Raw genomic sequence first — 6900 nt, forward strand, 5'->3', positions numbered from 1 at the left:
CCGCCGTCACCGGCCCAGATGCCGAGGATGTCGCGGGTGCCGTCCACGGTCACCGCCATGACGACGTAGACAGGCAATCCCGCTACGTGCCCTCTCTGATGTGACTGTCGTATCAAGCATCTTCTGGCCGACTTCGCGCCGACTCACCGGCGGGCCGTGAGCGAGGCACACAGCGGCTCAGGCTCCGGCGGACGGTTTGGCTCTCGGGCTCAGGCGGTAAGCCGAGACCGTTGGATCACCGGCGAGGTAGAACCGATGCTGCCAGTCGTGGGCCTTGCTCACTCCTACCCGAGGGCCGACCCGGATGTGCGCGGCAGGCACCGACTCACCCTCGGACAGCATGACCGAGGTACCCGACAGAAGATCCATGCCGTTGTGTTCGCCCGTGATGCCGAGTGCCTGACAGAAGTTCCCCGGCCCTCGGGCAAGTCGTGAACTCGTGACTCTTTCGCCTCGCCGCTGGCCTGCCAGGTCTTCCCCGGCGATGACCCTGCCTGCCCGGATGAGGACAGCCGAGGCGATTCCGTCCGTCCCGGTGACCACGTTGGCGCACCAGTGGAGGCCGTGGGACCGGTAGACGTACAGGTGTCCTGCGGGTCCGAACATGACGGCGTTACGGGGTGTCTGCCCTCGGTAGGCATGCGAAGCTGGGTCAGCTGCACCGGAGTACGCCTCGGTCTCCGTGATGGAGACGCTCACGGTCCCCTCCGGGGTCTTGCAGGTGAGGACGCTCCCGAGCAGCTTGGGGGCGACCTCTTCGGCAGGATGGGCAAGGAAGTCGGCGTTCATGCTGGCCGCCTTGGCATACTCCGGGGCGTGATCATGGCGTCCGAGCCTAGTCCAGGCCGCGGATGCCGAGGGGTGGTCGAGGAATCGCCTGCTTGCCGGGGTGTGGGCCGGAACCGGTCGTGGCCGGATCGCGTTTTCAGGGTCAAAGGTCCGTACGTAAAGGGAGAGTCATGGGCTTCAAGAAGCTGCTCGCGAGCCTGGGTGCCGGCGGGGCGTCCGTCGAGACGGTGCTCACCGAGAGCAACGTCGTACCGGGTGGCGTTGTCCAGGGCGAGGTGCGGATCCAGGGCGGGTCGGTGAACCAGGAGATCCAGGGGCTGTCCGTGGGTCTGCAGGCTCGGGTCGAGGTGGAGCACGGCGACGAGGAGTTCAAGCAGAACATCGACTTCGGGAAGGTGCGGCTCGGTGGCGCCTTCGAGCTTCAGGCGGGGGCGGTGCACGCGGTGCCGTTCGGGCTGGAGATTCCTTGGGAGACGCCCGTCACGATGATCGACGGGCAGGCGCTGCGCGGGATGCACATCGGGGTGACGACCGAGTTGGAGATCGCGCGGGCGGTCGACTCGGGCGACCTCGACCCGATCAACGTGCATCCGCTTCCGGCGCAGAAGGCGATCCTGGACGCCTTCATCCGGCTGGGCTTCCGGTTCAAAAACGCGGACCTGGAGAAGGGGCACATCCGGGGGACGCGGCAGACGCTCCCCTTCTACCAGGAGGTCGAGTTCTACCCGCCGTCGCAGTACCGGGGTCTGAACCAGGTGGAGCTGAGCTTCGTGGCGGATGCGTACGCCATGGACGTCGTCCTCGAAATGGACAAGAAGCCGGGGCTGTTCAGCGAGGGCAGCGACACCTTCAGGTCGTTCCAGGTCGGTCTGAACGACTTCCACGGGACCGACTGGGCGGCTTATCTCAACCAGTGGCTGTCCGAGGTCGGCAGCAAGCGCAACTGGTTCTAGGCTCGGGAACCACGGATTCCGTAATCGATCAGCATCGACCGTATCGATCAGGAGGTACCGAGGTGACCGAGCTCAAGCGGCGGCCTCTCCCCCATGACTTCCACCCGCCCGTTCCGTCGTTCACGGTGACGAGCGCGGACGTCGAGGAAGGGGCGACGCTCAGGGACGCTCAGGTCTACGCGAAGGGCAACACCTCGCCGCAACTGCGGTGGGAGGGCTTCCCGGCCGGGACCAAGAGCTTCGCCGTGACCTGCTACGACCCGGACGCACCGACCGGCAGCGGCTTCTGGCACTGGACCGTGTTCGACATCCCGGCCTCGGTGACCGAGCTGCCGGCGGGTGCCGGCAGCGGCACGTTCGAGGGACTGCCCGAGGGCGCGGTGCACGTACGCAACGACTACGGGTCGAAGGACTTCGGCGGTGCCGCGCCGCCGCCCGGGGACGGGCCGCACCGGTACGTCTTCACGGTGTACGCGGTGGACCAGGAGAAGCTGGGTCCGGATGCCGACGTGTCTCCTGCCGTCGTCGGGTTCAACCTGCGCTTCCACGCGATCGCGCGGGCGCAGCTGATCGGCGAGTACGAGGTCCCCGCCGAGGGCTGACCCGGCTCGCGAAATCAGTCGAGCGTTCATTGAACGTTTGCCCGCCTCTGGTCTTGGAAGTGATCAGAGGCGGGCAGTTTTTATTGCGTTGTCCATCTCGGCGCGCCCGTCCAGAGTTGATCCAGCCCGCCGGGGGTGGGCACGGTGCACATGGGAGGTGGGCTGGATGCGTGACACGCTGGTTCTGAACGCAAGCTTCGAGCCGCTGTCTACGGTGACTTTGAATCGCGCCGTCGTCCTGGTGCTCCAGGACAAGGCCGTCGTCGAGCAGGCCCACCCCGAACTGCGTATGCGCGGTGCGGACGTGGACATACCCGCGCCGCGGGTGATCAGGCTCTGCCGGTACGTACGGGTGCCGTTCCGGAGACAGGCGCCCTGGTCGCGGCGGGGGGTGCTGATCAGGGACCGGCACAGATGCGCGTACTGCGGGCGGCGGGCGACGACCGTGGACCACGTGGTGCCGCGGGCGCAGGGTGGGGGCGACTCGTGGCTGAACACGGTGGCGTCGTGCGCGGAGGACAATCACCGCAAGGCGGACCGGACGCCGGAGCAGGCGGGGATGCCGTTGCTGCGCAAGCCGTTCGAGCCTTCGCCGCAGGATGCGATGCTGCTTGCGTTGGGGGCCGAGGACTACGCGGCGCTTCCTGAGTGGCTGGCGGGGGATGTGGCCGCCTAGGGCGTCTGCCGGGTTGATCCCGGCTTGCGGCTGCGGCTGCGTTGTGGCTTGTCGCGCCCGCGCGGCGGAGCCGCACATCGAATGGTTCCCCGCGCCCCTGACCGGGGTGCGGGGAACCTTTGTTTTTCAGTGGCTGTCAGTCGATGTTCGGCTTCTCGCGGCGTTCCTGGGCCGGGATGCTGTTGCCGCCGCCGCCCGAGCCGCCGCCCAGGGAGCCGAAGTTGCCCATCGCGCCCGACAGGCCCTTGAGGGCGTCGCCGATTTCGCTGGGGACGATCCAGAGCTTGTTCGCGTCGCCTTCGGCGATCTTCGGGAGCATCTGGAGGTACTGGTAGGAGAGGAGCTTCTGGTCCGGGTCGCCGGCGTGGATCGCCTCGAAGACCGTGCGGACCGCCTGGGCCTCACCCTCCGCGCGGAGGGCCGCCGCCTTGGCCTCACCCTCGGCGCGCAGGATCTGGGACTGCTTCTCGCCCTCGGCGGTGAGGATGGCGGCCTGGCGGGTGCCTTCCGCGGTGAGGATCGCGGCGCGCTTGTCACGGTCGGCGCGCATCTGCTTCTCCATCGAGTCCTGGATGGAGGTCGGCGGTTCGATCGCCTTGAGTTCGACGCGGTTGACGCGGATGCCCCACTTGCCGGTGGCCTCGTCGAGGACGCCGCGCAGGGCCGCGTTGATCTCCTCGCGGGAGGTCAGGGTGCGTTCCAGGTCCATGCCGCCGATGATGTTGCGCAGCGTGGTGACGGTCAGCTGTTCGATGGCCTGGATGTAGCTGGCGACCTCGTAGGTGGCCGCGCGGGCGTCGGTGACCTGGTAGTAGATGACCGTGTCGATGTTCACGACCAGGTTGTCCTGGGTGATCACCGGCTGCGGCGGGAACGGTACGACCTGTTCGCGCAGGTCGATGCGGTTGCGGATGGTGTCTATGAACGGGACCACGATGTTGAGTCCGGCGTTCAGCGTCCGCGTGTAGCGGCCGAAGCGCTCCACGATGGCGGCGCTCGCCTGCGGGATGACTTGGATCGTCTTGATCAAGGCGATGAAGACCAACACCACCAGAATGACCAGGACGATGATGACCGGTTCCATCGTCGCTCCCCGTACCCTTCTCCGCCTCGGCGCTTCGGCAGATCTTATGGTTGTTGAAGATCTTGCTGGACGAGTCTGACAGACGCACGCGCAACTCGGGGACTCTTCTGTTCAGTTGAGTCTTTCGAGGTCAGATGACAATCGCCGTGGCCCCCTCGATCTCCACGACGTCCACTTCCTGGCCCACTTCGTAGGCGCGGTCCGGGTGGAGGGAGCGGGCCGACCAGATCTCGCCGGCGAGCTTGATCCGTCCGTCCGCACCGTCGACGCGTTCGAGGACGACGGCTTGTCTGCCCTTCAACGCGTCGACTCCGGTGGCGAGTCCGGGGCGCTGGAGGGCGTGCCGGTTCGCGATGGGCCGTACGACGGCGATGAGGGCGACGGAGACGACGACGAAGACGAGTACCTGGAGCACGACGCCCGCGCCGAGTCCGGCGGTGCCTGCGGCGGCGACGGCGCCGACCGCGAACATGCCGAACTCCGGCATCGCGGTCACCACGAGCGGGATGCCGAGTGCGGCCGCGACGACGAGCCACCACACCCACGCGTCGATGTTGTTCACATTGTCATGGTAGGGCCGGGGGTGCCCAACCCGACAGGGCGCTTTGCCGCGTCGACGCCCGTCAGGACAGGGGGAGTCCGTGGGCGGTCCAGCGGTCGCCGAGCTGTTCGACGACGAGCGGGAGACCGAAGCAGCGGGAGAGGTTGCGGGAGGTGAGTTCGAGTTCCAGCGGGCCGGCGGCGAGGACCTTGCCCTGACGGATCATCAGGACGTGGGTGAAGCCGGGGGCGATCTCCTCGACATGGTGGGTGACCATGATCATGGAGGGGGCGATCGGGTCGCGGGCGAGCCGGCCGAGGCGGCGGACCAGGTCCTCGCGGCCGCCGAGGTCGAGGCCGGCGGCGGGCTCGTCGAGGAGCAGCAGTTCGGGGTCGGTCATCAGGGCGCGGGCGATCAGGGTGCGCTTGCGCTCGCCCTCGGAGAGGGTGCCGAAGCGGCGGTCGACGTAGTCGGTCATGCCGAGGCGGTCGAGGAAGGCGCGGGCGCGCTGCTCGTCGACCTCGTCGTACTCCTCCTGCCAGTGGGCGGTCATGCCGTAGGCGGCGGTGAGCACGGTCTCCAGGACGGTCTGGCGCTTGGGGAGCTTCTCGGCCATCGCGATGCCGGCCATGCCGATGCGCGGGCGCAGGTCGAAGACGTCGACGCGGCCGAGGGTGTCGCCGAGGACGGTGGCGGTGCCCTTGCTGGGGAAGAGGTAGCTGGAGGCGACGTTCAGGAGGGTGGTCTTGCCGGCGCCGTTGGGGCCGAGGATGACCCAGCGCTCGCCCTCCTTCACCGACCAGGAGACCTGGTCCACCAGAGCCCGGCCCTCACGGACCACGGATACGTCCTGAAGCTCCAGAACATCGCTCATGAGCGCGTTGTCTCCCCTTGCAGTGTGGCCGGTCTCGGCTGTCGCGTACGCCTGTGGCTCGGGCGGCGGCGCCGGTGGGCGCAGCCCTTATGAAATCTACGCCACGCGTGCGGCGCTCCATTCCATCGGTCCGGTCCTTAGGGTGGGGGCATGCTGTCGGAACCGCGTTCAGGACGCCTTGCCGCTTGGGGAAATGCCCTATTGGCCGGATTTGTCTCTCCGGATGACGCCGTGCTCGCCATCGTCGGCGAGGACGCGGTGCACCGGGTGGAGGGGCTGCCCGGTGAGTCCGCTCCGGTCGGGCTCACCCTCGCGCTGGGGCGGCTGCGGACGCTCGGGGCGACCGCGCTGCGGGTGGCGCTGCCGGCGCCGGGACATCCGCTGGGGCTGAGCGGGCCGCCGGAGTTCAACGCGCGGGCGTTGGAGGCGGAGGAGGCGGTGATCTGTCACGGCGCCGCGTTCGGCCTGGTGCCCGAGGTCTACGAGGCCGGGCCCGCCGGTGATGTGCATGTCGAGGTGGTCTGGCATGTGCTGCCGGTGCGGGAGGCACCGCCGGCCGACGTGCCGTCGCTCGGGGAGGCGGAGCGGGAGCTGGCGGAGGCGCTGCGGGACGCGACGGAGGTGCTGTCGAAGCTCGACGTCGCCGGGTCGGGGCCGGTGGCGGAGGCGGCGATCGACGCGTACCGGGCGCGTGCGGAGCGGGGCCGGGAGGTGCTGGCGCCGGGGTATCCGCCGCGGGCGGTGCGGGTGCTGGAGCTGGCGCAGCGGGTGGGCCTGCTGGTCTCGCTGGCGTACGAGAACGGGCACGGGGGCGCGACGAGCGCCTCGGAGATGGCGGCGCGCCAGGCCGCTTTGCGGCCGGTGGAGCGGACGGCTCGGCGGGCTCTGGTCGCGGCGTACGACTCCGTGGTGGAGGAGCGTGAGCGGGGGCGCTAGGCGGTCTGGGGGCGGCGCCCCCAGACCCTCGCGTCCTACTTGTTGGTGGCGTGGCTGCCGAACGCCGGGTTCAGGAGCCCGATCACGTTGACGGAGAGACCGCTGGCGTTGACCGGGACGTGGACCGGGACCTCGATGGTGTTGCCGGAGATGACGCCCGGGGAGTTCAGGGCCGCGCCGTTGGCGGCGGAGTCGGCGAAGGCGGCACCGGCGGAGGCGCCCGCAGCGATACCGGCGACGGTCATGGCGACGGCGGCCTTCTTGGCGATGTTCATGGGGTGGCTTCCTCCTGCGTGTGCGTGTCAGACCCGGCCGTGGGTCGTGCCTGATCAACGCCCGTGGGGTCCCCGGTGGTACGGACCGGGGGCCGTGACTGCCCGTTCGGATCATTGGGCGTACAACCCGCCGGGCCTATGAGCGACTGGGCCTACGACCCGGTGGGCCC

General features: G+C 68.9%; 9 protein-coding genes and 1 pseudogene. 4 read left to right on the forward strand and 6 right to left on the reverse strand.

Features of this window, described 5'->3' with window-relative positions; all coding sequences use genetic code 11:
• Both ABZ646_RS36500 and ABZ646_RS36505 read right to left on the reverse strand, forming a co-directional pair.
• Window positions 1–100, reverse strand: a pseudogene (locus ABZ646_RS36500) (transposase); the annotation flags it as partial.
• Between the two features lie 77 nt (window positions 101–177).
• Window positions 178–789, reverse strand: a complete 612-nt coding sequence (locus ABZ646_RS36505) for a DNA-3-methyladenine glycosylase (RefSeq protein ID WP_360528912.1) — start codon at window positions 787–789, stop codon at window positions 178–180.
• Window positions 790–959: 170 nt separating this feature from the next.
• Between ABZ646_RS36505 and ABZ646_RS36510 the strand changes: the two genes are divergently transcribed.
• From ABZ646_RS36510 to ABZ646_RS36520, 3 genes are all read left to right on the forward strand, one after another.
• Window positions 960–1742 carry a sporulation protein gene (locus ABZ646_RS36510; protein ID WP_360528915.1) on the forward strand — a complete coding sequence of 261 codons (783 nt, stop codon included), beginning with the start codon at window positions 960–962 and terminating at the stop codon, window positions 1740–1742.
• Between the two features lie 62 nt (window positions 1743–1804).
• A complete protein-coding gene (locus ABZ646_RS36515; RefSeq protein ID WP_360528918.1) occupies window positions 1805–2344 on the forward strand; it encodes a YbhB/YbcL family Raf kinase inhibitor-like protein in 540 nt (179 codons plus the stop codon).
• A 166-nt stretch (window positions 2345–2510) separates the two neighbouring features.
• Entirely contained in the window at window positions 2511–3020 is a 510-nt protein-coding gene (locus tag ABZ646_RS36520) for an HNH endonuclease (protein ID WP_360528921.1), read from the forward strand.
• 136 nt (window positions 3021–3156) lie between these two features.
• On the opposite strand, the gene ABZ646_RS36525 is transcribed toward ABZ646_RS36520, so the two are convergent.
• The 3 genes from ABZ646_RS36525 to ABZ646_RS36535 form a co-directional block, all read right to left on the reverse strand.
• Complete coding sequence (locus ABZ646_RS36525; protein WP_360528924.1) at window positions 3157–4104, reverse strand: SPFH domain-containing protein; 948 nt, start codon at window positions 4102–4104, stop codon at window positions 3157–3159.
• Between the two features lie 130 nt (window positions 4105–4234).
• The gene (locus ABZ646_RS36530) at window positions 4235–4666 is read right to left on the reverse strand and encodes an NfeD family protein (RefSeq protein WP_358980827.1); all 432 of its coding nucleotides are present in this window, start codon (window positions 4664–4666) and stop codon (window positions 4235–4237) included.
• 61 nt (window positions 4667–4727) lie between these two features.
• Window positions 4728–5519 carry an ABC transporter ATP-binding protein gene (locus ABZ646_RS36535; RefSeq protein WP_360528928.1) on the reverse strand — a complete coding sequence of 264 codons (792 nt, stop codon included), beginning with the start codon at window positions 5517–5519 and terminating at the stop codon, window positions 4728–4730.
• A 150-nt stretch (window positions 5520–5669) separates the two neighbouring features.
• Here ABZ646_RS36535 and ABZ646_RS36540 point away from each other — a divergent pair, with 150 nt between their 5' ends.
• On the forward strand, window positions 5670–6455 hold the full coding sequence (locus ABZ646_RS36540) for a hypothetical protein (RefSeq protein ID WP_360528931.1): 786 nt from the start codon (window positions 5670–5672) through the stop codon (window positions 6453–6455).
• Window positions 6456–6490: 35 nt separating this feature from the next.
• On the opposite strand, the gene ABZ646_RS36545 is transcribed toward ABZ646_RS36540, so the two are convergent.
• Window positions 6491–6730: a chaplin gene (locus ABZ646_RS36545; protein WP_360528934.1), complete on the reverse strand. Its 240-nt coding sequence runs from the start codon at window positions 6728–6730 to the stop codon at window positions 6491–6493.
• Window positions 6731–6900: the final 170 nt, after the last annotated feature.

Source organism: Streptomyces sp. NPDC007162, from assembly GCF_040634175.1.
Taxonomy (GTDB): Bacteria; Actinomycetota; Actinomycetes; order Streptomycetales; family Streptomycetaceae; genus Streptomyces.